The sequence below is a fragment of the Streptomyces sp. NPDC101165 genome (assembly GCF_044768135.1).
Lineage (GTDB): Bacteria > Actinomycetota > Actinomycetes > Streptomycetales > Streptomycetaceae > Streptomyces.
In genome coordinates, this window is sequence record NZ_JBIWPG010000013.1 from 232,235 (window position 1) to 255,761 (window position 23,527).

Annotated in this window: 20 protein-coding genes; 5 read left to right on the forward strand and 15 right to left on the reverse strand. The window is 72.0% G+C overall.

Going from position 1 to position 23,527, the window contains the following annotated elements; translation table 11 throughout:
• Positions 1–59: 59 nt before the first annotated feature.
• Together recX and recA are read right to left on the reverse strand one after the other, a co-directional pair.
• Complete coding sequence (gene recX, locus ACIRVH_RS28155) at positions 60–812, reverse strand: recombination regulator RecX (RefSeq protein WP_403958504.1); 753 nt, start codon at positions 810–812, stop codon at positions 60–62.
• A gap of 3 nt (positions 813–815) precedes the next feature.
• Positions 816–1,931: a recombinase RecA gene (gene recA, locus ACIRVH_RS28160; RefSeq protein ID WP_403958508.1), complete on the reverse strand. Its 1,116-nt coding sequence runs from the start codon at positions 1,929–1,931 to the stop codon at positions 816–818.
• 314 nt (positions 1,932–2,245) lie between these two features.
• Between recA and ACIRVH_RS28165 the strand changes: the two genes are divergently transcribed.
• Complete coding sequence (locus ACIRVH_RS28165) at positions 2,246–2,989, forward strand: hypothetical protein (RefSeq protein WP_403958510.1); 744 nt, start codon at positions 2,246–2,248, stop codon at positions 2,987–2,989.
• A gap of 22 nt (positions 2,990–3,011) precedes the next feature.
• Here ACIRVH_RS28165 and ACIRVH_RS28170 read toward each other — a convergent pair whose 3' ends face one another.
• Positions 3,012–4,256 carry an AI-2E family transporter gene (locus ACIRVH_RS28170; protein WP_403958513.1) on the reverse strand — a complete coding sequence of 415 codons (1,245 nt, stop codon included), beginning with the start codon at positions 4,254–4,256 and terminating at the stop codon, positions 3,012–3,014.
• A 60-nt stretch (positions 4,257–4,316) separates the two neighbouring features.
• Positions 4,317–4,511 (reverse strand): DUF3046 domain-containing protein, encoded by a 195-nt coding sequence (locus ACIRVH_RS28175; RefSeq protein ID WP_403958516.1) that lies wholly within the window; start codon positions 4,509–4,511, stop codon positions 4,317–4,319.
• Positions 4,512–4,591: 80 nt separating this feature from the next.
• On the opposite strand from ACIRVH_RS28175, the gene ACIRVH_RS28180 reads away from it, so the two are divergent.
• Complete coding sequence (locus ACIRVH_RS28180) at positions 4,592–5,536, forward strand: hypothetical protein (protein WP_403958519.1); 945 nt, start codon at positions 4,592–4,594, stop codon at positions 5,534–5,536.
• Positions 5,537–5,623: 87 nt separating this feature from the next.
• Here ACIRVH_RS28180 and ACIRVH_RS28185 read toward each other — a convergent pair whose 3' ends face one another.
• From ACIRVH_RS28185 to ACIRVH_RS28195, 3 genes are read right to left on the reverse strand one after another with little or no spacing between them, the layout of a single operon-like run.
• The gene (locus ACIRVH_RS28185; RefSeq protein WP_393480843.1) at positions 5,624–5,932 is read right to left on the reverse strand and encodes an AzlD domain-containing protein; all 309 of its coding nucleotides are present in this window, start codon (positions 5,930–5,932) and stop codon (positions 5,624–5,626) included.
• The gene (locus ACIRVH_RS28190) at positions 5,929–6,747 is read right to left on the reverse strand and encodes an AzlC family ABC transporter permease (protein WP_403958523.1); all 819 of its coding nucleotides are present in this window, start codon (positions 6,745–6,747) and stop codon (positions 5,929–5,931) included. Before ACIRVH_RS28190 ends, ACIRVH_RS28185 begins: the two co-directional genes overlap by 4 nt.
• A gap of 23 nt (positions 6,748–6,770) precedes the next feature.
• Positions 6,771–7,610 carry an AraC family transcriptional regulator gene (locus ACIRVH_RS28195; protein ID WP_403958525.1) on the reverse strand — a complete coding sequence of 280 codons (840 nt, stop codon included), beginning with the start codon at positions 7,608–7,610 and terminating at the stop codon, positions 6,771–6,773.
• Positions 7,611–7,714: 104 nt separating this feature from the next.
• On the opposite strand from ACIRVH_RS28195, the gene ACIRVH_RS28200 reads away from it, so the two are divergent.
• From ACIRVH_RS28200 to ACIRVH_RS28210, 3 genes are all read left to right on the forward strand, one after another.
• Positions 7,715–12,709, forward strand: a complete 4,995-nt coding sequence (locus ACIRVH_RS28200; protein WP_403958528.1) for an ATP-dependent helicase — start codon at positions 7,715–7,717, stop codon at positions 12,707–12,709.
• 74 nt (positions 12,710–12,783) lie between these two features.
• Positions 12,784–13,629, forward strand: coding sequence for an Fpg/Nei family DNA glycosylase (locus ACIRVH_RS28205; RefSeq protein ID WP_403958531.1), 846 nt, complete (start codon positions 12,784–12,786; stop codon positions 13,627–13,629).
• Between the two features lie 32 nt (positions 13,630–13,661).
• Positions 13,662–14,426: an SDR family NAD(P)-dependent oxidoreductase gene (locus tag ACIRVH_RS28210; protein ID WP_403958534.1), complete on the forward strand. Its 765-nt coding sequence runs from the start codon at positions 13,662–13,664 to the stop codon at positions 14,424–14,426.
• Between the two features lie 321 nt (positions 14,427–14,747).
• Here ACIRVH_RS28210 and ACIRVH_RS28215 read toward each other — a convergent pair whose 3' ends face one another.
• The 8 genes from ACIRVH_RS28215 to ACIRVH_RS28250 form a co-directional block, all read right to left on the reverse strand.
• A complete protein-coding gene (locus tag ACIRVH_RS28215) occupies positions 14,748–15,218 on the reverse strand; it encodes a Dps family protein (RefSeq protein ID WP_403958537.1) in 471 nt (156 codons plus the stop codon).
• A 200-nt stretch (positions 15,219–15,418) separates the two neighbouring features.
• A complete protein-coding gene (locus ACIRVH_RS28220) occupies positions 15,419–15,793 on the reverse strand; it encodes a helix-turn-helix domain-containing protein (RefSeq protein ID WP_393480823.1) in 375 nt (124 codons plus the stop codon).
• A 109-nt stretch (positions 15,794–15,902) separates the two neighbouring features.
• Positions 15,903–16,448, reverse strand: coding sequence for a CinA family protein (locus ACIRVH_RS28225; protein WP_403958541.1), 546 nt, complete (start codon positions 16,446–16,448; stop codon positions 15,903–15,905).
• Positions 16,445–17,206, reverse strand: a complete 762-nt coding sequence (pgsA, locus tag ACIRVH_RS28230) for a CDP-diacylglycerol--glycerol-3-phosphate 3-phosphatidyltransferase (RefSeq protein ID WP_403958544.1) — start codon at positions 17,204–17,206, stop codon at positions 16,445–16,447. Before pgsA ends, ACIRVH_RS28225 begins: the two co-directional genes overlap by 4 nt.
• Positions 17,203–18,675 carry a 30S ribosomal protein S12 methylthiotransferase RimO gene (rimO, locus tag ACIRVH_RS28235; RefSeq protein WP_403958547.1) on the reverse strand — a complete coding sequence of 491 codons (1,473 nt, stop codon included), beginning with the start codon at positions 18,673–18,675 and terminating at the stop codon, positions 17,203–17,205. Before rimO ends, pgsA begins: the two co-directional genes overlap by 4 nt.
• A gap of 93 nt (positions 18,676–18,768) precedes the next feature.
• Positions 18,769–19,614, reverse strand: coding sequence for a helix-turn-helix domain-containing protein (locus ACIRVH_RS28240; RefSeq protein ID WP_403958550.1), 846 nt, complete (start codon positions 19,612–19,614; stop codon positions 18,769–18,771).
• A gap of 278 nt (positions 19,615–19,892) precedes the next feature.
• Entirely contained in the window at positions 19,893–22,637 is a 2,745-nt protein-coding gene (locus ACIRVH_RS28245; RefSeq protein ID WP_403958553.1) for a DNA translocase FtsK, read from the reverse strand.
• Positions 22,638–22,761: 124 nt separating this feature from the next.
• Positions 22,762–23,442, reverse strand: coding sequence for a two-component system response regulator (locus ACIRVH_RS28250; protein WP_403958556.1), 681 nt, complete (start codon positions 23,440–23,442; stop codon positions 22,762–22,764).
• Positions 23,443–23,527: the final 85 nt, after the last annotated feature.

The window sequence follows — 23,527 nt, forward strand, 5'->3', positions numbered from 1 at the left end:
GCGGTGGCCCGGCGTCTTGGGCGGGGGTTAACCCCACCGCCACACGGGGCACCCGGCTGTCAGAAGGACTCGCCCTCGAGAAACTCCGTGTCCTCGCCCTCTTCCTCCAGAGCCTGGCGGACCACGCGGAGGGCCATTCCCTCGGGGTAGCCTTTGCGGGCGAGCATGCCGGCGAGGCGCCGGAGCCGTTTGTCGCGGTCGAGGCCACGGGTGGCCCGCAGCTTGCGGGCGACCAGCTCGCGGGCGGTCGCCTCCTCCTGCTCGGAGTCGAGCCGGCCCACGGCCTCGTCGATCAGCGCGGAGTCGACGCCCTTGGTGCGCAGTTCCCGGGCGAGTGCGCGGCGGGCGAGCCCCCGGCCGTGGTGCCGGGACTCCACCCAGGCGTCCGCGAACGCGCTGTCGTCGATGAGCCCGACCTCCTCGAACCGGGACAGCACCTCCTCCGCCACGTCCTCGGGGATCTCCCGCTTGCGCAGGGCGTCCGCGAGCTGCTTGCGGGTGCGCGGGGTCCCGGTGAGCAGGCGCAGACAGATCGCCCGCGCCCGCTCAACCGGGTCCCCTGAAGACTCCCCCCGCTCGGCCCTCGACGAGGTGGGGGTGCCTTCGTCCTCACCGGGCGGCTCCCCGAAGCCGCCCCGCCGACGGCCACGGCCACGCCCCCGACCGCCCCGTGACCCGGCCCCGCCGTGCTCAGCGTCGCCGTACCCGTCGTCGCCGGCCGTGGCGGAGCCCGAGTCGCCGCCGCTGCCCCTCCCCCTCGGGGTACCGGGTGTGGCGTGCTCGTACTCGGCCCAGTCGGTTCGTCGTGTCACGGGTCAGCTCTTGGCAGTGGCGGCCTTGGGCTTGGTGGCCTTGGCGGGCGCCGCCTTGGCGTCTTCCGCGGCCGGGGCGGTCACCGCCGCGTCCGCGCCCGGCTCGGCGGAGGGCTCCTCCGGCCGGACACCCACGCCCAGCTTCTCCTTGATCTTCTTCTCGATCTCGTTGGCCAGGTCCGGGTTGTCCTTGAGGAAGTTGCGCGCGTTCTCCTTGCCCTGGCCGAGCTGGTCGCCCTCGTACGTGTACCAGGCGCCGGCCTTGCGGACGAAGCCGTGCTCCACGCCCATGTCGATCAGGCCGCCCTCGCGGCTGATGCCCTGGCCGTAGAGGATGTCGAACTCGGCCTGCTTGAAGGGCGGGGCGACCTTGTTCTTGACGACCTTGCAGCGGGTGCGGTTGCCGACCGCCTCCGTGCCGTCCTTCAGGGTCTCGATGCGGCGGATGTCGATGCGCACCGAGGCGTAGAACTTCAGCGCCCGGCCACCGGTCGTGGTCTCCGGGGAGCCGAACATCACGCCGATCTTCTCGCGCAGCTGGTTGATGAAGATCGCGGTGGTCTTGGACTGGTTGAGCGCACTGGTGATCTTCCGCAGGGCCTGGCTCATCAGTCGGGCCTGCAGACCGACGTGGCTGTCACCCATCTCGCCCTCGATCTCCGCACGCGGGACGAGCGCGGCGACGGAGTCGATGACGATGAGGTCGAGGGCGCCGGAGCGGACGAGCATGTCCACGATCTCCAGGGCCTGCTCGCCGTTGTCGGGCTGGGAGAGGATCAGGTTGTCGATGTCGACGCCGAGCTTGCGCGCGTACTCGGGGTCGAGGGCGTGCTCGGCGTCCACGAAGGCGACCTGGCCGCCCGCCTTCTGGGCGTTGGCCACGGCGTGCAGGGTCAGGGTCGTCTTACCGGAGGACTCCGGGCCGTAGATCTCCACGACACGGCCGCGCGGCAGACCACCGACACCCAGGGCCACGTCGAGCGCGGTCGACCCGGTCGGGATGACCTCGATGGGCTCCCTCGACCGCTCGCCCATGCGCATGACCGCGCCCTTGCCGAATTGCCGTTCAATCTGTGCGAGCGCGGCGTCGAGCGCCTTCTCGCGGTCGGTTCCTGCCATGGGTTCCACCCGGTTTGCTTGAGTCGATCGCTTCACGTCAAAGACGCTAACGCCTGCCACTGACAATGCGCCCCGACGTCGGCCCGGCCTGTGGATAACAAGGGGACATCTCAACACGAAACGTATTGAAATCCCCGCCTGGAGCCTCGCCTGTGCCTCCATGAGAATGGATGTTCGATTTTCGTGTCAAGCGCACCGCGCGGTGCCCGCAGCCCTCTTCCGCGCCGCGGCGCACACCGCTACTCCCGGCGTCGTAGAGCGGGTGTCTTCGGCCGGACGACGACCACGCGGCTCGCTCCCGGAAGCCTGGGGCCATGAAGAATCCGCGCCCCGCCGAGCGCCTGTGTCACGTGACCGGTCTGCTCCTCGTCCTCTCCGGTCTCGCCCACCTGGTGGTGTTCGCGGTCGACGGCGGCCCCTGGGACGGTCCCGTCTCCTGGCGCAAGCCCGTCACGTTCGGGCTCTCCTTCGGGGTGACGCTGATCGCGATCACCTGGGTCACGTCGTACCTGCGCATCGGGGCGCGGCTGCGCACCGTCCTGCTCGTCGTCCTCGCCGCGGACTGTGTGGTGGAGGTCGGCGGCATCACCCTTCAGGCGTGGCGCCGGGTGCCCTCGCACCTGAACATGGAGACGCCCTTCGACACCGCGGTGTCCATGACGCTCGCGGTGGGCGGTGGTGTCCTGGTGGCGCTGCTCACCGTCTTCGCCGTCGCGTCCTTCCGGCACCGGCCGACGGGCCCCGCCGGCATGCCGCTCGCGGTGCGCTCGGGGTTCGCGATCCTGCTCGTGGCGCTGGCCTCGGGCGCGGCGATGATCGCGCGCGGGGTCGTGCTCACCCGGACCGGCCACCAGGAGGCCGCCTATCACTCGACGGCCCCGCTCAAGCCGCTGCACGGAGTGAGCCTGCACGCCGTCCTGGTCCTGCCGCTGCTGGCCCGGCTGCTGTCCCGCACGTCCTGGAGCGAGCGTGCGCGACGGCGCGTCGTGGCCATCGCGGTGGGCTGTTACGCGGCGGCCGTCGCAGCCGCAGGGGTGTGGGCGGTCCTGACGTACTGACCACGGCCCCGGGCGGAGGCCCCTACGAGGACTCCTCCGTGCTGGGCCGCCGTTCCCACAGCTGTCGTATGCGGGTGCGCCCCCCTGGGCGGCCGGGCCCCCGCGTGCGGTGTCCGTGCACCCGGGGATCGTCCGTGACGGCGTACCGCTTCACGTACGCGCCCAGGAAGGCCTGCAGCGTGGCGACCGCCGGGATGGCGATCAGCGCGCCGACCGCACCCAGCAGCGCGGTGCCCGCGATCACCGAGCCGAAGGCGACGGCCGGGTGGATGTCGACGGTCTTGGCGGTCAGCTTGGGCTGCAGCATGTAGTTCTCGAACTGCTGGTAGACCACGACGAAGACCAGCACCCACACCGCGTACCAGGGGTTCACGGTGAACGCGATCAGCATCGGCAGCGCACCCGCGAGGTAGGTGCCGATGGTCGGGATGAACTGCGAGACGAGACCCACCCAGACACCGAGCACGGGCGCGTACGGCACGCCCAGGGCCTGGAACAGGATGTAGTGCGCTATCCCGGAGATGAGCGCCATCAGACCGCGCGAGTAGAGGTAGCCGCCCGTCTTGTCGACGGCGATCTCCCAGGCCCGCAGCACCTCCGCCTGGCGCGCGGGCGGCAGGACGGAGCAGAGCGCGCGGCGCAGCCGGGGGCCGTCGGCGGCGAAGTAGAACGAGAACAGCGTGACCGTCAGCAGCTGGAAGAGGCCGCCGAGCACCTGGGCGGACACGTCGAGCACTCCGGCCGCGCTGTTCTGCGCGTACTTGCGCAGCCAGTCGGAGTGCAGCAGGCCCTCCTGGACGTCCACGCGCCTCAGGTCCGTGTGGAACGTCTCGTTGATCCAGTTGATGACCGAGTCCAGGTAGTCGGGGAAGCCCTCGACCATCTTGATGATCTGGCCGGCCAGCATCGAGCCGAGCAACGTGATGAAGCCGGCGGTGACGATCACCAGGCCGAGGAAGACCAGGAAGGTGGCGAGTCCCCTGCGCATGCCGCGGCCGGCCATCCAGCTCACCGCGGGCTCGATGGCGAGGGCCAGGAAGAACGCGATCAATATGTTGATCAACAGCCCGGTCAGCTGGTGGAACGCCCAGCTGCCCAGCTGGAAGGAGGCTATGAGCGCGAGCGCGAGCACCATGGCACGCGGCAGCCAGCGCGGCATGCGGCCGCCCGGCGCGGCGGCGTCGGCCGGGGGCCGGTCGGGCGTCGTCGTAGCGGTCGGGGATGCTGCGTGCCGGTCGACCGGCACGGTCTCTTCAGTGGGTGCCACGGGCCAAGTCTCGCCCACGCCGCCGACAACCCGATGGCCGCCCGGGAAGTTCGCGCCCGGTCAGCGCTGCTCCCCGGGCACGTTCATGACCGAGCAGACCACACGCCACACGTCCTTGGCCGCCCAGCCGGCGTCCAGCGCCTCGTGCACCGTGCGCTCGCCCAGCTCCGACATCACATGATCGCGCGCGAAGGTGTCGGCGTACCCCGGACCGAAGTGTTCCGCCATCCGCTGCCAGAAGACCGTCAACCGCATGACTCCAGTATCCCGCCCCTGAGGGTGGGGCCCGCCCGGGACCGCTTGCCGAGACCGCTTTCCGCCCTACGGTCTGTCGCATGGCCGAAACAGGAGCTTCCTCCCTGCCCCCCACGCCCCCGGCGCGCTCCCCGCTCTTCCGCGCCGAACAGTTCGTCTGGCTCACCGCGCGCGTGCTGGAGCAGCGGCTCTTCGCGTACCACTTCCTGAACGGCGCCGCCGATCCGGTGGAGGCGGCGCTGGATGCCTACCGCAACGAGGACGGCGGGTACGGCCACGCGCTGGAACCCGATCTGCGCGGCCCGGTGAGCCAGCCCCTGCACACCGGTCACGCGCTGCGCGTGCTGGACGCCGTCGGGCGCTGCGGCGGGCAGCGGGTGGAGCGGGTGTGCCGCTATCTGACCTCCGTCTCCACCGCGGACGGCGCCCTGCCGGCGATCCATCCCAGCCAGCACGGCTACCCGGTGGCCCCGTTCGTCCCGGTCGTCGACGATCCTCCGAGCGAACTGCTCGCCACCGGCCCCGTGGTCGGGTTGCTGCACCGCAACGAGGTCTGGCACGCCTGGCTGTTCCGGGCCACCGACTTCTGCTGGCAGGCCGTGGAGTCCCTGGAGAAGTCCCACCCCTACGAGGTGGAGGCCGCCGTGGCCTTTCTGGACTCCGCCCCCGACCGCTCGCGCGCGGAGGCCGCCGCCGACCGTCTCGGCCGCCTGGTGCGCGAGCAGCGACTGGCGGCCCTGGACCCGGATCGTCTCGACGCCTTCCCGGTCGCTCCCGGCTACGCCCCGGGCGAGCACCACTTCCCGCACGACTTCGCGAAGAGCCCGCAATCGCTTGCGCGCACGTGGTTCACCGACGAGGAGATGGCGCGCTCCCTCGACCACCTGGCGGCTGAGCAGGAGGAGGACGGCGGCTGGCCCGTCCGCTGGCGCCACTGGGCACCGGCTCCCACGCTGGAGGCGCGCCCCGTGGTGACCATCGAGGCGCTGCGCACCCTCAAGACGTACGGCCGCTTCGTGGGCTGAGCCCGACTGATCTCGCTGAGCCCGGCTGCCCCGGGCTGAGCCCGACCGACCTGGGTGAGCCCGTGAGCCCGCTGGCCCCAGCCGTGCTCACCCGCCGATCGCCCGCACCCCCGCCGTCACCACCACGGCCGCCGCGACGACCAGCAAGAACGGTGCGCGCAGCACCAGCGCCACGGCGGCCGCGCCGAGTCCGGCGGCCCTCGCGTCCAGCACGAGCGCATGCCCGTCGGCGAACGTCTGCTGGGCCGTGAGCGCGGCGAGGAGGGCGACGGGCAGCAGGGCGGCGAGCCGCCGGACGAACGGCCGCTCCAGGACGTCTGCGGGGACGAGCAGTCCGGCGAGTTTGACGGCGTAGCAGCCGAGAGCGGTCGCACCGATCGCGATCCACGTGTTCATCGGACCTCCTCCGATCCGCCCGGCACGCTCTGCCCATCCGGCTCGGCCTGTTCATCCTGCCCGTCCGACACATCCTTTCCGTCCGGTACGTCCTGTCGGGTACGACCGCTGCGCCGGCCCTCGGCGAACAGCACGGCCGGTGCCGCCAGCGCGGCCACCAGGACCGGTACGCCGGCCGGCAGGACGGGCAGCAGGCCGGGACCCAGCAGGATCGCGAGGCCCGCGACCATGCGCTCGGTGGCCGTCTTCAGCATCGGCGCGAGCAGGGCCAGGAAGACCGCCGGCCCGGCCGCGTCCAGGCCCCACGCGTCGCTGTCCCCGATGGCCTTCGCGCCCACCGCACCGAGCAGCGTGGTGAGGTTCCACAGCAGGTAGAGACTGAGCCCCGTGACGGTGAACCCGATCCGCGCGGCCCGCCGGGTCGGCTGGGCCAGGGTCACCGCCGTGGTCTCGTCGATCACCCACTGGGCGGCGAACGGCCGCACCGCGCGCGGGAGGGCCAGCAGCTGCGACAGCCGCAGCCCGTAGAAGGCGTTGCGCACGCCCAGGAAGAACGCGCCGGCGGCGGCCGTCAACGGGTTGCCGCCGGCGGCGAGCGCGCCCACCAGGGCGAACTGGGAGGCACCGGTGAACACCAGGAGGCTGAGCGCGCAGGTCTGCAGGAGTCCGAGTCCGCTGCCGACCGAGGTCACCCCGAAGGCGACCCCGGACAGCCCGACGGCGACGCCGACGCCCAGGGCGTCCCGTACGACGGCGGAGTCGGGCTTTTCGGCGCCGTCGGCGGCCATGTCCGCGAGTGCTGTCTGTTGTGCCACGCCCCGGACGGTACGGGCGGCCGTCAGCCCAGGTCTTGTACGTTCTTGCGCTCGCGCTGGTAGGCGCCAGGGGGGACGCCGACGATCCGGGTGAAGTGCCGGTTGAGGTGCGGCTGGTCGGTGAAGCCGACGGCGACGGCAGCGTCGGCGGGTGCCGTGCCCGCGTCCAGCAACAGCCGGGCGCGGCGCACCCGGGCGTCGGTCAGCCAGGTGTGCGGCGGCATGCCGTAGGCGTCGCGGAACGCCCGCAGCAGGGCGAACGGGCTGGTTCCGAGGTCGATGGCGAGGCGTTCCAGGGTCGGCGGCTCGGCCATGCGCTCCTCCAGCACGGCACGCGCGCGTGCCGCGGTCCGCGCTCCGGCGGTCCGTGTCCGCCGCTGCGGCAGCGGTCCGCCGTTGAGCTGCAGCAGTCTGGTGACGGCCACGCGCAGCAGGGTGTCCGCGGCCAGCGCGTTGCCCTCGTCGGCGGCGCGGAGCACCTGATGGACCAGGCGGACGGCGTACGGATCGTCGAGGACCGGGCTGACGAAGCCGGGTGTGCCGCGGATGGTGGTGGTCTCGGCCGCGATCCCGGCCACCACCTCGGGCGAGGGGTAGACCGCACCGTACCGCCAGCCCTCGGGAACGCCGGCCCGGCCCGTGTGCGGGGTGTCCGGATTGACCAGCGCGAGGGCGCCGGCACCGGCGGACACGTCGGAGCCGCGGTGGTGGAAGACCTCGACACCGTCGGCGATGGCCGCGATCACGAAGTTCTCGTGGGTGTGCCGGACGAAGGTCTTGCGGATGTAGTGGGCCCGCAGCAGGTCGACGCCGGGCAGTTCCTCGTACCGCCAGTGCCGCGCCCGCTCCGGTGACCCCGCCATACGACCATTGTCCGTCCCGCCCGCCGACCGCCCGCGCCGGCCCGTTCCCGCCCGTTCTCCGCAGGTCAGCACGATTGTCAGTGGCCGGGTGCAGGATGGGTGGCATGGTCAGCTCCGCACACCGAGCCCTCGACGGCTTCTCGCCCGCGACCCGCGGCTGGTTCACGGGGGCGTTCTCCGCGCCCACCGCGGCCCAGGCGGGCGCGTGGCAGGCCATCCGCGAGGGCGCGGACGTGCTGGTGGTGGCCCCCACCGGCTCGGGCAAGACGCTGGCCGCGTTCCTCGCCGCCCTGGACCAGCTGGCCTCGACGCCTCCCCCGGCCGACCCGAAGAAGCGCTGCCGGGTGCTGTACGTGTCACCGCTGAAGGCGCTCGCGGTCGACGTCGAGCGGAACCTGCGCAGCCCGCTGACCGGTATCCGCCAGGAGTCCGTGCGCCTGGGCCTGCCCGAGCCCGAGGTGAAGGTCGGCATCCGCTCCGGCGACACCCCGGCCGCCGAGCGGCGCGCGCTGGCCACGCGTCCGCCGGACATTCTGATCACGACCCCCGAGTCGCTGTTCCTGATGCTCACGTCGGCCACGCGGGACGCGCTGACGGGCGTGGAGACGGTGATCCTGGACGAGGTGCACGCGGTCGCGGGCACCAAGCGCGGCGCGCACCTCGCGCTGTCCCTGGAGCGGCTGGACGAGCTGCTGCCGAGGCCCGCCCGCCGGATCGGCCTGTCGGCGACCGTGCGCCCGGTGGACGAGGTGGCCCGGTATCTCTCGCCGCGCCGCAAGGTGGAGATCGTCCAGCCGGAGTCCGGGAAGGAGTTCGACCTCTCCGTCGTCGTCCCGGTCGAGGACATGGGCGAGCTGGGCGGCTCCCCGGCGGCCGACGGCAACGAGGGGGCGGAGAAGCCGTCGATCTGGCCGCATGTGGAGGAGCGGATCGCCGACCTGGTCCAGGCCCACCGCTCCACGATCGTGTTCGCCAACTCCCGGCGCCTGGCCGAGCGGCTGTGCAACCGGCTCAACGAGATCGCCTACGAGCGGGCGACCGGCGAGACGTTGGAGGAGCATCACGCCCCGGCCGAGCTGATGGGCGGCTCGGGCGCGGCCCAGGGCGCGCCTCCGGTGATCGCCCGCGCGCACCACGGCTCGGTCTCCAAGGAGCAGCGCGCCCTCGTGGAGGAGGACCTGAAGGCGGGCCGGCTGCCCGCGGTGGTCGCCACGTCCAGCCTGGAGCTGGGCATCGACATGGGCGCCGTCGACCTCGTCGTGCAGGTCGAGTCCCCGCCCTCGGTGGCCTCCGGTCTCCAGCGCGTCGGCCGCGCCGGGCACCAGGTGGGTGCCGTCTCCACGGGCGTGGTCTTCCCCAAGTACCGGGGCGACCTGGTCCAGTCGGCCGTGGTCACCGAGCGGATGCGCACCGGTGCCATCGAGTCCCTGAAGGTCCCCGCGAACCCGCTGGACGTCCTGGCCCAGCAGCTCGTCGCCATGACGGCACTGGACACCTGGCAGTTCGACGACCTGCTCGCCGCGGTCCGCCGCGCGGCCCCGTTCGCCTCACTGCCCGAGTCGGCGTTCACGGCGACCCTGGACATGCTCGCGGGCCGCTACCCGTCCGACGCGTTCGCCGAGCTTCGTCCGCGCGTGGTGTGGGACCGCGTGGCCGGCACGATCACCGGCCGGCCGGGCGCCCAGCGCCTCGCCGTCACCTCCGGCGGCACGATCCCCGACCGCGGCCTCTTCGGGGTCTTCCTCGCCGGTGCCGACCCCAAGAAGGGCGGCGGCCGGGTCGGCGAGCTGGACGAGGAGATGGTGTACGAGTCCCGGGTGGGGGACGTCTTCACGCTGGGCACGAGTTCCTGGCGCATCGAGGACATCACACGCGACCGGGTGCTGGTCTCCCCCGCGCCGGGCGTGCCGGGAAGGCTGCCGTTCTGGAAGGGCGACCAGCTGGGCCGCCCGCTCGAACTGGGGCGCGCGGTGGGAGCGTTCCTGCGCGAGGTCGGCTCGCTGCCCAAGGGCGACGCCCGGCTGCGCCTGCTCGCGGCGGGCCTGGACGCGTGGGCGGCGGACAACGTCCTGTCCTACCTGGACGAGCAGCGCGAGGCCTGCGGCCATGTCCCGGACGACCGCACGATCGTGGTCGAGCGCTTCCGCGACGAGCTGGGCGACTGGCGGGTCGTCGTCCACTCCCCCTTCGGCGCCCAGGTGCACGCCCCCTGGGCCCTCGCGCTCGGCGCCCGCCTCTCCGAGCGGTACGGCATGGACGCGCAGGTCATGCACGCCGACGACGGCATCGTGCTGCGCCTGCCCGACGCCGACCTGATGGGCCTTGACCTGCTCGACCAGGAGCCCATGAAGGCGGGCACCGAGTACGACAGCGAGCAGGCTCCGCTGGGCGCGGCGGACGTCGCCTTCGACAAGGGCGAGGTCGACCAGATCGTCACCGACCAGGTCGGCAGCTCCGCCCTGTTCGCCTCCCGGTTCCGGGAGTGCGCGGCCCGCGCGCTGCTGCTGCCGCGCCGCAACCCCGGCAAGCGCACGCCCTTGTGGCAGCAGCGCCAGCGGGCGGCCCAACTGCTGCAGGTGGCGAGCGAGTTCGGCTCGTTCCCGATCGTCCTGGAAGCGGTGCGCGAGTGCCTTCAGGACGTCTTCGACGTCCCCGGCCTCGTGGAGCTGATGGGCGACATCGAGTCCCGCAAGGTCCGCCTGGTCGAGGTCACCACCCCGGAGCCGTCACCCTTCGCCCGCTCCCTCCTGTTCGGGTACGTCGCCCAGTTCCTGTACGAGGGTGACTCCCCGCTGGCCGAGCGCCGCGCCGCCGCGCTGTCCCTGGACTCCCGGCTGCTGGCCGAGCTGCTGGGCCAGGCGGAGCTGCGCGAGCTGCTCGACGCGGAGGTGCTGGCCGAACTGGAGCGTGAGCTGCAGTGGCTGACGGAGGACCGGCGCGTCAAGGACGTGGAGGGCGTGGCCGACGTGCTGCGCCTGCTCGGCCCGCTGACCGACGCAGAGCTGGCCGAGCGGGGCGCCGAGCCGCAGTGGGCACGGGAGCTGACCGGTGCCCGCCGGGTCATCCGGGTCCGCATCGCGGGCAGGGACCACTGGGCGGCCGTCGAGGACGCGGGCCGGCTGCGCGACGCGCTCGGCACGGCGCTGCCGGTCGGTGTCCCCGAGGCGTTCACCGAGCCGGTGAAGGACCCGCTCGGCGACCTCCTCGCACGCTACGGCCGCACCCACGGCCCCTTCACGTCGGCCACCGCGGCGGCCCGCTTCGGCCTGGGCGTGGCGGTCACCGAGGGCGCCCTGCAGCGGCTGGCCGCGAACGGCCGTGTCGTACAGGGCGAGTTCCACCCGGCGGGCATCGGCCAGGAGTGGTGCGACGCCGCCGTACTGCGCCGGCTGCGCCGCCGCTCCCTGGCCGCGCTGCGGCACGAGCTGGAGCCGGTGCCGCCGCCCGCCCTGGCGCAGTTCCTGCCGCAGTGGCAGCACATCGGCAAGGGGCACGGGCTGCGCGGCATCGACGGACTGGTGCGCGCCATCGAGCAGTTGCAGGGCGCCTCCGTACCGGCCTCCGCGCTGGAGAAGCTGGTCCTGCCCTCCCGCGTGGCGAGCTACACGCCGTCGATGCTCGACGAGCTCACCTCCGCCGGCGAGGTGGTGTGGGCCGGAGCGGGCGCCCTGCCCGGCAAGGACGGCTGGGTCTCCCTGTACATGGCGGACGCGGCCCCGCTGCTTCTCTCGCCGCCGCATCCCCTGGAGCTGACCGCGCTCCACCAATCCGTCCTGGACGCGCTCTCCGGCGGCTACGGCCTGTTCTTCCGCCAGATCGCCGACCAGATCCGCGCCACCACGCACCCCGACGCCACGGATCCCCAACTGGCCGACGCCCTGTGGGACCTGGCGTGGTCGGGGCGGCTCACCAACGACACCCTCGCCCCGATGCGCTCGCTGCTGGGCTCGGGCCGTACGGCGGGCTCGACGGCGCACCGCGCCAAGCGCACCGTCCCGCGCGGCCGCTACGGCTCCCTGACGGCCGCCGCCCGCCCTGCCTCCCGCACCGGACCGCCCACGGTAGCCGGCCGCTGGGCCCTGCTCCCCGCGGCCGAGCCGGACGCCACCGTGCGCGCCCACGCGCTGGCCCGCACCCTCCTCGACCGGCACGGCGTGGTCACCCGGGGAGCGGTCGCCGCGGAGGGCGTCGAGGGCGGCTTCTCGGCGGTGTACCGCGTGCTGTCGGCGTTCGAGGAGAGCGGTCAGGCGCGGCGCGGCTACGTGGTCGAGGGCCTGGGGGCCGCCCAGTTCGCGATGGACGGTGCGGTCGACCGTCTCCGCGCGGTGTCCAACGCCCGCGAACGCGGCGAGGGCCTGCCCGCCCCGGGCGTCCCGAACGGCTTCGGCAGCGGGAACCCGCCGTTCCTCGACGGCGGCCACACCACCCCGAACGTCTTCGACCAGGCCGACACCGGACTCGCCCACCCGGGCCTCGACGGCGACTTCACCTGGCCACCCGAGGACCACCCGGCCACGCCCGGCGACTTCACCTGGCCACCGGAGAACCGTCGCGCCGACGAGTACGTCTCCCCCCGCGACCTCGCTCCCACCGACCCGTTCGCCGCCCCCGGCTACGGCGGCCCCCGTGGCGGCGGCGCCGCCTCCCTGTACGGCTCACCGGCGAACCGCGGCTTCGGCGACCGCCGTACACGCTCGTCGTCCCCCGACCCGCGCGCCGTGGTCCTCGCCGCGGCCGACCCCGCCAACGCCTACGGCGCGGCACTCCCCTGGCCCGAGCCGCCGAACGGAGCCGGGCACAAGCCGGGCCGCAAGGCGGGTTCCCTGGTCGTGCTGGTGGAGGGCGAGTTGACGCTGTACATGGAGCGCGGCGGCAAGACGCTGCTGGCCTGGCCCTCCGACCCTGATGCCGCCGCCACCGACGATCCACGGCTGGGTACGGCCGCCGAGGCCCTGGCCACGGCCGCCGGCGCGGGCTCGCTCGGCACGGTCACGGTGGAGCGGATCAACGGCGCCCAGGCACTGACCTCTCCCCTGGGCACCCTGCTGGAGGCAGCGGGCTTCATCGCCACCCCGCGCGGTCTGCGCCTGAGAGCCTGAGCACGGCGATCCCCGGGCGCACCGGCGCCGGGGCACGGCCGCCCCGCGTCACCCCACCGTGGCACCCTTGACGCATGCCCGAAGGTGACACGGTCTGGCAGGCCGCGAGGCGACTGCACGAGGCCCTCGCGGGCAAGGTGCTGACCCGCAGCGACTTCCGGGTGCCGAAATACGCGACGGTCGACCTCACGGGCCGTACGGTCCTGGGCACGATCCCGCGCGGCAAACACCTGCTCACCCGCTTCGAGGGCGACCTGACCCTCCACACGCACCTGCGCATGGAGGGCGCCTGGAAGGTGTACGGCACGGACGAACGCTGGCGGGGCGGACCTGCGCACCAGATCCGGGCGATCCTCGGCACCACCGATCGCACCGCCGTCGGCTATCGCCTCCAGGTGCTGGAGTTCCTGCGCACCGGCGAGGAGGAGCGTGTCGTCGGCCACCTCGGCCCCGACCTGCTCGGCCCGGACTGGGACTCCGAGCGCGCCCTCGCCAACCTCCTCGTGGACCCTGCCCGCCCCCTCGGCGAGGCCCTGCTCGACCAGCGCAATCTCGCCGGCATCGGCAACGTCTACAAGAGCGAGCTGTGCTTCCTGCTCGGCGTGACGCCCTGGCTGCCGGCCGGCGCCCTGCCCGCGGACCGCGCCGCCAAGCTGCCCGCCCTCGCCAAGAAGCTCCTGGAGGCCAACCGCGACCGCCCGGTCCGCCAGACGACGGGCCTGCACCGGCAGGACCTGTTCGTGTACGGCCGCGCGTCCCGCCCCTGCCTGCGCTGTCGCACGCCGGTCAGGGTGGCCGACCAGGGCGACGGATCCCAGGAGCGCCCCACCTACTGGTGCCCGACCTGCCAGACGGGCCCCGCACCGGCACCGGGGACGGCGCAGCAGTGGCGCAACCGCTATCCCCGTCCGACTAATTGACGGACCGTCAGAAACGCTCGTACCGTCCCTGTATGCCCCTCAAGGCGTACGACCTCACCGGACGCACCGCGTTCGTCACCGGAGCCGCCGGCGGCATCGGCCGGGCCTCCGCCGTTCTGCTCGCGTCGGCGGGAGCCACGGTGCACTGCGCCGATCTGGACACGGACGGCCTGCACGGCACGGCCAAGCTGATCGAGGACCGCGGCGGCACGGCCCGCACGCACGTCGTGGACGTCACCGACCGGGCCGCCCTCACGGCGGCCGTCCGTTCCTGCGGGCGCCTGGACGTCATGGCCGCGATCGCCGGGATCATGCACAGCAGCCCGGTCCTCGAGACCCAGGACGAGGACCTGGACCGGGTCCTGAACGTCAACTTCAAGGGCGTGCTGTACGCCTGCCAGGAGGCGGCCCGACTGATGCTCGCCCACGGCACCCGGGGCAGCATCGTCACGATGGCCTCGGGCGCGGTCGACACCGGCGGCCCAGGATTGCTTTGCTACGGCGCGGCGAAGGCGGCCGTGGTCCAGCTGACGAAGACGCTGGCCACCGAGGTCGGCCGGCACGGCATCCGGGTCAACGCGGTCGCACCGGGCTGGATCCGGACGCCCATGACCGACCGTCACGACCGGGAGGCACAGGCGCACACCGAGTCCCTGATGGCCCGGATGTCCCCGCTGGGCCGGGTCGGCGAGCCGGACGACGTCGCGCACACGGTGCTGTACCTGGCGTCGGACGCGTCGGCGTTCACGACGGGTCAGATCCTGCGTCCGAACGGGGGCGTGGCGATGCCCTGGTAGCACCCTCCGCCCGCCAGGCGGCCGCCCACCGCCCCGTTTCCACGGCTCCCACCGCACGCCTCTTGGACACACAGTGCACCGGCAGCACGCTCAGCCCCCACCCGCTGACCGCGACGGCTCCTTCGAGCACCCCGGCTCCGGACCCCACGGCGATCCGCAGCACCGCCCACCACCAGACCGCCCCCAGCCCGAGCGCGGCCCCCCAGCGCAGTATCCGCCCCACCATGGCCGCCACCTCCAGCGGGAAGCTAGAACGCCTCGCGACCCGCGCGGGAGGCGCACCGAGGGCTCACCGATGCAACACCGGGCACTCCGACAGGCTCACGCGTTCTCCGCCTGGAACATCCAGTGATGCTTCTCCAGGTCCGCCGTGATCCCGATGAAGATGTCCTGGGACACCGGATCCGCCTCTCCGGTCGCCTGGACCCGCTCCCGCATCCCGGTGATCACCGCGCCGAGGGCGTCCACCATCGTGCGGACCGCGTCCGTGTCCTTGATCCAGCCGGCCGGGGCAGTCCCGATGCCGCTGGCGGAGGCCACCGTGGCCGCGCGCCCGTCGGGCGGGACACCGAGGGCGGACGCCCTCTCGGCCACCGTGTCGGAATGTGTGCGGGCGGAGTCGACGACCTCGTCGAGCTGGAGGTGGATGGACCGGAAGCGGGGTCCGACGACGTTCCAGTGGATCTGCTTGGCGACCAGCGAGAGGTCCACCAGGTCGACCAGGGCGCCGTGCAGCGCCTCGGACACGGTCTTCAGATCGTCATCGGGCAACGGGCTCTTCACGACGTACATCCACTTTCCTCCGGTGGTTTCGGCGCAGGCATGCCCCTCCACGATGACCGCCCCACCGAATACCGGCAAATGGAGGCAAAAGAGACACGAATCACACGCCCGGAGCACACAAAAGCCTCGGCCGGGCTTCCCCAGGGAGACCTGGGGAAGCCCGGCCGAGGTTTCACACCTTCCGGGTCGCTAAGCCGCGCACACGGACGTCACGCGGCGACCACGTCCACCGCCCCGGCGGGCGCCTTGATGGTCACCCGTTCCGGTGGCACGCCGGCCACCGACACGGAACCCAGCACCGGACGGACCGGCGTGGGCACGGGCTCGGTAGCCGCTGCGGACTGGGCCAGCTCGGCGAGCGCCAGTTCGTCGCTCACCTCTCGCATCAGTTCCGACATCCGTACGTCCAGCGCGTCGCAGATGGCGGAGAGCAGCTCGGAGGAAGCCTCCTTCTGCCCCCGCTCCACCTCGGAGAGATAGCCGAGTGAGACTCGGGCGGACGAGGAGACTTCGCGCAGAGTACGGCCCTGGCGTTGGCGCTGCCGACGCAGCACGTCACCAAGCAGGCGACGGAGCAGAATCATCGGTGGCTCCCTCCTCGGACCGCGTAGCCGCATCCTTCTCGCCCCACCGTACCGCCTCGCGCCGCGGCCGTGCGGGGAGCGATGTCGTGTTCACTCAGGGCTGTAAACATCAAAACCCCCCGTTCCGTTCCGTATCCTGTGCCCGCTCATTCCCGGTCTGTTCGCCCGCAAGCTCCCTCAGAAGCAGTGCGAGTACGCTCCGTACACTCTCCATACGAATTTCCGCACGGTCGCCGTTCAACCGCAGGGCCGCCACTTTTCCGCCACCGGCAGAACCGGAGACGGAGGTGAGGGGCCCGTCGACGGCCACGAAGACCGTCCCGACGGGCTTGCCGTCCTGCGGTTCGGGCCCGGCGACCCCGGTCGTCGCGATGCCCCAGTCGGCTCCCACGGCTTTGCGCACCCCGGCGGCCATCTGGGCAGCGACCTGCGGATCCACCGCTCCCTGCACCGCCAGCAGAGTGGCGTCGACCCCGAGCAGCTCGTGCTTCAGCTCGGTGGCGTAGGCGGTGACCGAACCCCGGAAGACCTTGGAGGCCCCGGGGACGGCTGTGATCTCCGCCGCGACAAGACCACCGGTGAGCGACTCCGCGACGGCGAGGCTCTCGCCCCTCACGGTCAGTAGTCGCACCAGTTCGGTGGCCGGGGAACTCACGCTTCCGTCTCCTCCAACGCGGCCGCGCGCTCGGCGATTCCCTGCCGGCGCAGCACAATGGCTTGTCTCACGTAATCGAGGCCGGTGACGACGGTGAGGACGACCGCCACGGCCATCACCCAGAACCTCAGGGTGGCCAGCCACCCCGTCAGTGCCAGGACGTACATCCCGACGGCCACGCCCTGGGTGAGGGTCTTGAGCTTGCCGCCGCGGCTCGCGGGGATGACGCCGTAGCGAATGACCAGAAAACGCATCAGTGTGATGCCGAGTTCCCGGCCGAGGATCACGGCCGTCACCCACCACGGGAGATCGCCCAGGGCGGACAGACAGATGAGCGCCGCCCCCATGATCGCCTTGTCGGCGATGGGGTCGGCGATCTTCCCGAAGTCGGTGACCAGGTTGTAGGTGCGCGCCAGATGCCCGTCGAACAGGTCGGTGATCATGGCGACGGCGAAGGCCGCCCAGGCCAGCGCGCGCCAGGCCGGGTCGTAGCCGCCGTCCGCCAGCATCAGCGCCACGAAACCGGGCACCAGCACCAGCCGGAGCATCGTCAGCAGATTGGCGACGTTCCACAGGCTGGCCTGGTTGACGGCCGCGGCCGCGATCTTCGCGCCGCGCGCGGGCTTCGCGTCTTCGGCAGCGGAGTCGGAAGCAGAACCGGAGACCTCGGAAACAGCGCCGTCGGCAGCGGCGGCGGAACCCCGCGCGCCCTGCGGGCCGGAGGAGCCGCCCGCGGCGGATGCCGGGACTCCGGTCATCTGTCCGCCTCCTCACTACACGCGAGCGAGCCGGTCAGCGGCTCGGCCACCAGGTCGACACCTTCCGTACCGACCACCTTCGCCTCGACCATACGTCCGACGCTCAGGCCCTCGCCGCTCGTGAGCAGCACCTGTCCGTCCGTCTCCGGCGCCTGGTGCGCGGCACGGCCGTACACGCCCTCCTCCTCGTCCAGGGACTCCACGAGGACGTGCACGGTCTCGCCGACGCGCTCCTCGGCGCGCTGCGAGACGAGATCCTCGGCGAGCCGGGAGATGTGGGCCAGGCGCTCGGCGACGACGTCCTCGTCGAGCTTGTTCTCGTACGTCGCCGCCTCCGTGCCCTCCTCGTCGGAATAGCCGAAGACACCGATGGCGTCCAGGCGGGCGCCGTTCAGGAAGCGCTCCAGCTCGGCCAGATCCGACTCACTCTCGCCGGGGAAACCGACGATGAAGTTGGAGCGCACACCGGCCTCGGGGGCCTTGCTGCGGATGGTGTCCAGCAGCTCCAGGAAGCGGTCGGTGTCGCCGAAGCGGCGCATGGCGCGCAGCACGTCCGGCGCGGAGTGCTGGAAGGAGAGGTCGAAGTAGGGGACGACCTTCGGGGTGGACGTCAGGACGTCGATCAGGCCCGGGCGCATCTCGGCTGGCTGCAGGTAGCTCACCCGCACCCGCTCGATGCCGTCGACCTCGGCCAGCTCCGGCAGCAGGGACTCCAGCAGGCGGATGTCGCCCAGGTCCTTGCCGTAGGAGGTGTTGTTCTCGGAGACCAGCATGATCTCCTTCGCGCCCTGCTCGGCCAGCCACCGCGTCTCGTTCAGCACGTCGCTGGGGCGGCGGGAGATGAAGGAGCCGCGGAAGGACGGGATGGCGCAGAAGGAGCAGCGCCGGTCACAGCCGGAGGCGAGCTTGACCGAGGCGACCGGAGCGCCGTCCAGGCGGCGCCGCAGGGGCGCGCGGGGGCCCGAGGCGGGCGCGACCCCCTCCGGGAGGTCGGACGGGCCGTGGCCGGGCAGCGCGACGGCGGCGGCCGACTCCTGCCGCTCGGCCGGGCTGATCGGCAGCAGCTTGCGCCGGTCACGCGGGGTGTGGGAGGCGTGGACGCCGCCGGACAGGATGGTCTGCAGGCGGTCGGAGATGTCGGCGTAGTCGTCGAAGCCGAGCACGCCGTCGGCCTCGGGCAGCGCCTCGGCGAGTTCCTTGCCGTACCGCTCGGCCATGCAGCCCACCGCCACGACGGCCTGGGTTCTGCCGTGGTCCTTGAGGTCGTTGGCTTCCAGCAGGGCGTCGACGGAGTCCTTCTTGGCGGCTTCGACGAAGCCACAGGTGTTGACCACGGCGACGTCGGCGTCCGCGGCGTCCTCGACGAGCTGCCAGCCGTCCGCCTCCAAACGGCCTGCGAGCTCCTCCGAGTCCACCTCGTTACGGGCGCAGCCAAGAGTGACGAGGGCGACGGTACGGCGTTCAGGCATGGGCTCAAGACTACTTCGTCTCTCAGACACCCCACGTCGAAGGGGTTGGCCGATCTTGGCCAACCCCTTCTCGTCCGCTCCCCCAAGGGCCCGTCATCCGGCCTCGGGGTCGCCCTTCGTGTAGGTGAGGCGCTCCACAGCGCCCGGCTGGAAGTTGTCCTCGATCTTCTTTCCGTTGACGTAGAGCTGGATCGCGCCGGCGTCACCGAGGATCAGGTTGATCTTGGAGCTGTCCTGGAAGGTCTTGGACTCGCCCTTCTTCAGCAGCCCGTCGAAGAGCATCCGGCCGTTGTGATCCTTGGCGGAGATCCAGCTGCGCCCGCCCGCCGCGCTGACCTGGACGGTGACCTTGTCCTGCGGGGCGGCCGCGATGGCGCTGTCGGACGCCTCGGAGGTCGGTGCGGCCGGCTTGTCCTTCTTGGGCGTGGGCGAGGCGGCCTTGCTGGGGGTGGGCGAGGTGGCGCCGTCGGCCACCTGTGACTTGGCGTCGTTCCCGCCGTCTCCGCCCTTGAAGGCGGTGAATCCGACGAAGCCGACGACGGCGACGATCGCGGCGACCATGGCCGCGGTCCAGTTGGGCCCGCGCCGCTCGGGGCGGATACGTTCCGCCTCGAACAGGGGCGCCGCCGGAGTGGGTGCGGGCCGCCCGCCGTGCGCGGCGTCGAACTGCGCGATCAGCGGTGCGGGGTCTAGGTGTACGGCCCTGGCCAGCGTGCGGATGTGCCCACGGGCGTACACGTCTCCGCCACAGGGGGCGAAGTCGTCCGCCTCGATGGCGTGCACGATGGCGATACGGACACGAGTGGCGCTGCTGACGTCGTCGACGGTGAGCCCGGCCTCGATGCGCGCCTGCTTCAGGGCGCGTCCCACTGAGGGACGGACTTCCTCCGACGCGTCCTGGAACGGGCGCTCGTCTTCAGGGGAGTTGCCGATGGACACGGGGGCGCCTTTCGAGCGTGTGAGCCACCTGTGCTGGAGGTTCAGTCTAGGGGGGTACGAAAGAGTGGGGCGACCGGGCGGTGCGATTTGTACGCCATCGGAAGGGCCGCTCATCCCAACGGCGGGCCAGGCGCAAAGCCCACAGTGAGCCCCGAACCTGTCCTCTCGCTCAACTTGACGTGCGACAAAGGGAAACGGTTGCTCGTCGCTCTCTAACGGGTGGATCACGGTCCTGCCGCCACCCGGCGTAAACCCGACACGCCGGGCGGCCCGCTGCCCTACCCGTCAGACTCCCCGCGAATCAGCGCGAGCACGCCGTCCAGTTCGTCAGGTTTCACAAGAACGTCACGTGCCTTGGAGCCCTCGCTGGGCCCGACGATGTTCCGGGACTCCATCAGGTCCATGAGCCGCCCGGCCTTGGCGAAGCCGACGCGCAGCTTGCGCTGGAGCATGGACGTCGACCCGAACTGGGTGGAGACCACCAGCTCGGCCGCCTGGCACAGCAGGTCGAGGTCGTCGCCGATGTCCTCGTCGATCTCCTTCTTCTGCTTGGTGCCCACGGTGACGTCGTCCCGGAAGACCGGCGCCATCTGGTCCTTGCAGTGCTGCACGACGGCCGCGACCTCGGCCTCTGTCACGAACGCGCCCTGCATACGGGTCGGCTTGTTCGCGCCCATCGGCAGGAACAGACCGTCACCCTTGCCGATCAGCTTCTCGGCGCCGGGCTGGTCGAGGATGACCCGGGAGTCGGCGAGCGAGGAGGTGGCGAACGCCAGCCGGGAGGGCACGTTGGCCTTGATCAGGCCGGTGACCACGTCGACCGACGGGCGCTGGGTGGCGAGCACCAGGTGGATGCCGGCCGCGCGCGCGAGCTGCGTGATGCGCACGATCGAGTCCTCGACGTCCCGCGGCGCGACCATCATCAGGTCGGCCAGCTCGTCCACGATCACCAGCAGGTACGGGTACGGGTGCAGCTCCCGCTCGCTGCCCTCGGGCAGCTTCACCTTGCCGTCGCGGATGGCCTGGTTGAAGTCGTCGATGTGCCGGAAGCCGAACGCGGCCAGGTCGTCGTAGCGCAGGTCCATCTCGCGTACGACCCACTGCAGCGCCTCGGCGGCCCGCTTGGGGTTGGTGATGATCGGCGTGATCAGGTGCGGGATGCCCTCGTAGGCGGTCAGCTCGACGCGCTTGGGGTCGACCAGGATCATCCGGACGTCCTCCGGGGTCGCCCGCATCATGACCGAGGTGATCAGGCAGTTGATGCACGAGGACTTGCCGGAACCGGTCGCACCGGCGACGAGCATGTGCGGCATCTTCGCCAGCGAGTGCATCACGTACCCGCCCTCGACGTCCTTGCCGAAGGCGACCAGCATCGGATCGTCGTCCTCGGCGGACTCCGCGAGGCGCAGCACGTCGCCGAGGTTGACCATCTCCCGGTCGGTGTTCGGGATCTCGATGCCGACCGCGGACTTGCCCGGGATGGGGCTGATGATCCGCACGTCCGGACTGGCCACGGCGTACGCGATGTTCTTGGTCAGCGCGGTGATCCGCTCCACCTTCACGGCGGGGCCGAGCTGGACCTCGTAGCGGGTGACCGTCGGACCACGGGTGAACCCGGTGACGTCGGCGTCCACCTTGAACTCGGAGAAGACGTTGCGCAGGGAGTGGACGATCGCGTCGTTCGCCTCGCTGCGGACCTTGCCGGGGCCTCCGCGGGTGAGGAGGTCCAGCGACGGCAGCGAGTAGGTGATGTCTCCGGAGAGCTGGAGCTGCTCCGCGCGCGCGGGCAGGTCACGGGGCTCGTCGGGGGCCGCCTTCGTGAGGTCGGGGACGCTCGCGACCTTCAGCTTCTCCTGCTTGGGGCGCGCGGCGGGCGCGGGAACCGACGCCGGAGTGGGCTCCTGCGACGGCGCGGGCACCGGTGTGGTCTCCTCGCGGTCGCCCACGCTCACGCCCTGGGTGAGGTCGGCGACGAGCGGGGACGGCGGCATGCCGTGCAGGACGGCACCGTCGAGGGCGGCAGCGGCGGCGGCCGCGACGTCCACCGCGTCCATCTGGCGCTGCAGATCGGGCTGGGGCACCGCGGAACGCCTGGGACGGCCGCGGCGCTCCGAGAGGGCCTCCTCCTCGGCGCCGTCGGGGTCGTACGCCTGGGGGGCGCTCCGGCGCTTTCGGGGGCGCGGGGGCAGCTCCTCGCGCCACTGTTCCTCGTACCGCGTGTCGTCCTCGGAGGGCTCGTACTCCTCCGGATCGGGCAGCAGGCCCAGGCGCACGCCGAGCGCGCGCAGCCGCTGCGGGATGGCGTTGACCGGGGTGGCGGTCACCACCAGCAGCCCGAAGATCGTCAGCAGTACCAGCAGCGGTACGGCGAGCACCTCGCTCATGGTGTACGTCAGCGGGGTCGCCGCCGCCCAGCCGATGAGGCCGCCGGCGTCCCTTATGGCCTGCATGCCGTCGCTGCGGGCGGGCGCGCCGCAGGCGATGTGGACCTGCCCGAGCACGCCGATGACGAGCGCGGACAGACCGATCACGATCCGCCCGTTGGCCTCCGGCTTCTCCGGGTGCCGGATGAACCGTACGGCGATCACCGCGAGCAGTATCGGCACCAACAGGTCGAGCCGGCCGAAGGCACCGGTGACCAGGATCTCCACCAGGTCGCCGACGGGACCGCGCAGATCGGCCCACGTACCGGCGGCGACGATCAGCGCGATGCCGAAGAGCAGCAGCGCGACGCCGTCCTTGCGGTGGGCCGGGTCGAGGTTCTTCGCACCCTGCCCTATGCCCCGGAAGACGGCGCCGACCGCGTGCGCGAGACCGAGCCAGACGGCGCGCACGAGCCGGTACACGCCCCCCGTGGGATTCGGTGCCGGCTTGGGAGGCGCGGCCTTCTTCGCCGGCGCCTTCTTGGCGGGCGCCTTCTTGGCCGGTGCTTTCTTCGCGGCGGCCTTCCTCGCCGGAGCCTTCGCGGGAGCGGCCGCCTTCTTCGCGGGCTGCTTCTTGGCTGCGGAGGGACGTGAGGCCATGGGTGTGAGGTTACCGGGGGAGACGACAGTGGACACGCGTGCCCACTGCTTCACCCGTTCGTGTCGCCCTTGCCGGGGCGCGGAACTGACGCACGCTCATGGGCAACTGCGCTCCCCGCGAGCGTCAGTTCTGCGTCGGCACCGACGCGGTCCCGCTGCCCGTGCCGGGCTCCAGCGCGTCGAGCGCGCGGCGCAACCCGGTGAGTTTGCGTTCCAGATGAGCGGCCGTGGCCACCGCGGCCGCGTCCGCGGACTCGTCGTCCAGTTGCTTGGACAGCGCCTCCGCCTGCTCCTCGACGGCCGCGAGCCGCGCGGACAGCTCGGCGAGCAGCCCGGCCGACTCCTTGCCGCCGACCGCGCCCTTGCCGCCGCCCTCCAACTGGAGCCGCAGCAGCGCCGCCTGCTCGCGCAGCTGGCAGTTCTTCATGTACAGCTCGACGAAGACGGACACCTTCGCGCGCAGCACCCACGGATCGAACGGCTTGGAGATGTAGTCGACCGCGCCCGCCGCATAGCCCCGGAAGGTGTGGTGGGGACCGTGGTTGATCGCGGTGAGGAAGATGATCGGGATGTCCCGGGTCCGCTCCCGCCGTTTGATGTGCGCGGCGGTCTCGAAACCGTCCATGCCCGGCATCTGGACATCCAGCAGAATGACCGCGAAGTCGTCCGTGAGCAGTGCTTTGAGCGCTTCCTCCCCGGACGATGCCCGCACCAGCGTCTGATCGAGCGCAGAGAGGATGGCCTCCAGCGCCAGCAGATTCTCCGGCCGGTCATCGACCAGGAGGATCTTGGCCTTCTGCACCATGGCCCGCCCTCCTCGCCCCGGCGGTACACCGGGCGCCGCCCCAGGGGACGACTCCCTTTCGCCGCCCGTCCTTGTGCCGGTCATC

Bases quoted from the DNA above. Each gene is read 5' to 3' on its own strand.
- recA (WP_403958508.1), bottom strand. From the start codon at position 1,931: ATGGCAGGAACCGACCGCGAGAAGGCGCTCGACGCCGCGCTCGCACAG.
- ACIRVH_RS28165 (WP_403958510.1), top strand. From the start codon at position 2,246: ATGAAGAATCCGCGCCCCGCCGAGCGCCTGTGTCACGTGACCGGTCTG.
- ACIRVH_RS28175 (WP_403958516.1), bottom strand. From the start codon at position 4,511: ATGCGGTTGACGGTCTTCTGGCAGCGGATGGCGGAACACTTCGGTCCG.
- ACIRVH_RS28180 (WP_403958519.1), top strand. From the start codon at position 4,592: ATGGCCGAAACAGGAGCTTCCTCCCTGCCCCCCACGCCCCCGGCGCGC.
- ACIRVH_RS28185 (WP_393480843.1), bottom strand. From the start codon at position 5,932: ATGAACACGTGGATCGCGATCGGTGCGACCGCTCTCGGCTGCTACGCC.
- ACIRVH_RS28195 (WP_403958525.1), bottom strand. From the start codon at position 7,610: ATGGCGGGGTCACCGGAGCGGGCGCGGCACTGGCGGTACGAGGAACTG.
- ACIRVH_RS28200 (WP_403958528.1), top strand. From the start codon at position 7,715: ATGGTCAGCTCCGCACACCGAGCCCTCGACGGCTTCTCGCCCGCGACC.
- ACIRVH_RS28205 (WP_403958531.1), top strand. From the start codon at position 12,784: ATGCCCGAAGGTGACACGGTCTGGCAGGCCGCGAGGCGACTGCACGAG.
- ACIRVH_RS28210 (WP_403958534.1), top strand. From the start codon at position 13,662: ATGCCCCTCAAGGCGTACGACCTCACCGGACGCACCGCGTTCGTCACC.
- ACIRVH_RS28215 (WP_403958537.1), bottom strand. From the start codon at position 15,218: ATGTACGTCGTGAAGAGCCCGTTGCCCGATGACGATCTGAAGACCGTG.
- ACIRVH_RS28220 (WP_393480823.1), bottom strand. From the start codon at position 15,793: ATGATTCTGCTCCGTCGCCTGCTTGGTGACGTGCTGCGTCGGCAGCGC.
- pgsA (WP_403958544.1), bottom strand. From the start codon at position 17,206: ATGACCGGAGTCCCGGCATCCGCCGCGGGCGGCTCCTCCGGCCCGCAG.
- rimO (WP_403958547.1), bottom strand. From the start codon at position 18,675: ATGCCTGAACGCCGTACCGTCGCCCTCGTCACTCTTGGCTGCGCCCGT.
- ACIRVH_RS28245 (WP_403958553.1), bottom strand. From the start codon at position 22,637: ATGGCCTCACGTCCCTCCGCAGCCAAGAAGCAGCCCGCGAAGAAGGCG.
- ACIRVH_RS28250 (WP_403958556.1), bottom strand. From the start codon at position 23,442: ATGGTGCAGAAGGCCAAGATCCTCCTGGTCGATGACCGGCCGGAGAAT.